This window comes from Actinosynnema sp. NPDC023658, from assembly GCF_040639995.1.
In the GTDB taxonomy this organism is placed as follows: domain Bacteria; phylum Actinomycetota; class Actinomycetes; order Mycobacteriales; family Pseudonocardiaceae; genus Actinosynnema.
Genome location: NZ_JBFAAX010000808.1, coordinates 1 through 2,538, shown reverse-complemented (window position 1 = coordinate 2,538; position 2,538 = coordinate 1). Strand labels below are relative to the sequence as shown.

Annotated in this window: 1 protein-coding gene; it reads right to left on the bottom strand. The window is 75.3% G+C overall.

The window, feature by feature from the left end:
* Positions 1-2,538, bottom strand: a 2,538-nt coding sequence (locus AB0G02_RS35030; protein WP_360803167.1) for a BTAD domain-containing putative transcriptional regulator, incomplete at both ends; no start/stop codon positions are given.

The following is a 2,538-nucleotide window of genomic DNA, read 5'->3' as shown; positions in this document are numbered from 1 at the left end:
CCCGCACCGCCGCCTCCGGCTCACCCAGGGCCAGCTCCACCCGGCCCGCCGCGACGTGCACCAACGCCCGCACCTCCTCCGACCCGAACCAGCCCCGCGGGCACACCCGCAACGCCTCCGCGCACCACCGCCGCGCCCCGTGCGCGTCACCCCGCCGCCGGGCCACCTCCGCCGCACCCAGCCACGCCTGCGCCAACGCCTCCACCGTGCCCTGCGACCGCGCCAGCACCGCCGCCGCCTCCACGTCGGCCGCCGCACCGTCCAGGTCACCGGCGTGGCACGCCCACTCCGAACGACGGCACAACAGGGCCGCCGTGTGCTCGGTCTCCCCGAACGACCGCGACAACGCCAACGCCTCGTCCAGGAACCCCACCGCCCCGGCCAGGTCACCGCCCGCCCGCGCCAACTCCGCCAGCTGCGACAACGCCAACGACGCGCCCCACCGCTCACCCACGGCCCGGAACCCCGCCAACGCCCGCGTGTGGTCCTCCCACGCCGCCCGCACCCGACCCGAGTACTGGTGCGACATCCCCGACCCCAGCAGTCCCAACGCCCGGCTCCACGGATCCCGACCCAACAACCGCCGCCGCAGCTCCTCCATCCCCGCCCCGTCCAGCTGCGGCACCCCGTGCGCCATGCCCCACAACACCGTCAAAAACGGCCGCGTCGGCGGACCGTCCCACCCGTCCGGCGCCGGCTGCCGGGGCGACGGCACCTCCAACCCCGGCAAACCCACCCCCGTCGAGGACCCGTTCACCACGCACAACAGGTGCTCCTCCACCAGCCCCTCCGGCGGCACCGGACCCACCGCCCGCACCACCTCCGCCGCCAACGCCGCACCCTCCGTGCGCAACCCCCGCACCCACCACGGCCACCCCAGGTCCGCCGCCAACCGCAACGCCAGCGCGTGATCGTGCCCGGCCGCCCACCGCACCGCCGCCGTGAAGTCCTCGTGCTCCGCCGCCAACCGCGCCAACCACCCCAGCTGCCCCGACCCGAACAGGTGCGGCGCCGCGTCCCGCGCCAACCCCGCGAAGTACTCCGCGTGCGCCCGCGACACCCACTCCCGCTCACCGGACCCCACCAGTCGCCGCGCGCAGAACTCCCGCACCGTCTCCGACATCCGGTAGCGGTCCCCGGACACCTCCACCAGCGACTTGTCCGCCAACGACGGCAACAGCTCGTCCGTCCCCGCCACCCCGCACACCGCCGCCGCGGACACCAACGTCGCCCCACCCCGGAACACCGTCAACCGCCGCGCCAACGCCCGCTCGTCCTCGTCCAACAACCCCCAACTCCACTCCACCACCGCGTGCAGCGTCCGGTGCCGCGCCACCGCCGCCCGACTGCCCCGCGACAACAACCGGAACCGGTCACCCAACCGGGCCGCGACCTCCGCCACCGGCAACGACCGCACCCGCGCCGCCGCCAACTCGATCGCCAACGGCAACCCGTCCAACGCCCGGCAGATCCCCACCACCACCTCCGCGGTGCCCGGGTCCAACCGGAACGCCGGGTTCACCGCCGCCGCCCGGTCCGCGAACAACCGCACCGCCGCCGACCCCGCCCCCTCCCACGCCAGCGGAGGCACCGGCCGCACCGTCTCCCCGGTCACCCCCAACGCCTCCCGCGACGTCGCCAACACCCGCAACGCCGCGCACGCCACCAACAACGAGCCCGCCAACGCCGCCACGTCGTCCACCACGTGCTCGCAGTTGTCCAGCACCAGCAGCACCGGCCGGTCCTGCAACGCCGCCACCAACCGCGCCACCGGCGCCGTCACCGGCCGCAACCCGTCCTCCCGCAACCCCAACGCCGACACCACCGCCCGCGGCACGTCCCCACCCACCGCCAACGGCGCCAGGTCCACGAAGAACACCTCACCCCGCTCCCGACCCGCCGCCTCCACCGCCAACCGCGTCTTGCCCGCACCACCCGGCCCCGTCAACGTCACCAACCGCGACACCGCCAACGCCGCCCCGACCAGCCCCACCTCCTCCCCACGCCCCACGAAACTCGTCAACTGCGCCGGCAACACCCGCCGCGCCGCCGGCCGCTCACCCCGCACCACCTCCCCGTGCGCGGCCGCCAACTCCGGCGACGGATCCGCGCCCAACTCCTCGACCAACACCCGCCGCGACCGCTCGAACAGCTCCAACGCCTCCGCCTGACGGCCCTCCCGGTGCAACACCCGCACCAACCGCGCCACCAGCCGCTCCCGCGTCGGATGAGCCGCCACCAACTCCCGCAACAACCCCGCCGACGCCACCTCGTGCTCCTCCCCCGCCCGCAGCCGCAGCTCCTCCCACCGCGCCGCCACCACCGCCGCGAACGGCGCGTCACCCACGTCCCGCAACGCCGGACCACGCCACAACGCCAACGCCTCACCCGGCAGACCCCGCGCCAGCAGCTCCTCGAACCGCAGCGCGTCCACCTCACCCGGATCCACCACCAGCCGGTACCCGGCGGGGGAGCGCTCCACCTCCACGTCCAACAACGCCCGCAACCGCGACACCTGCGACTGCACCGCGTTGCCCA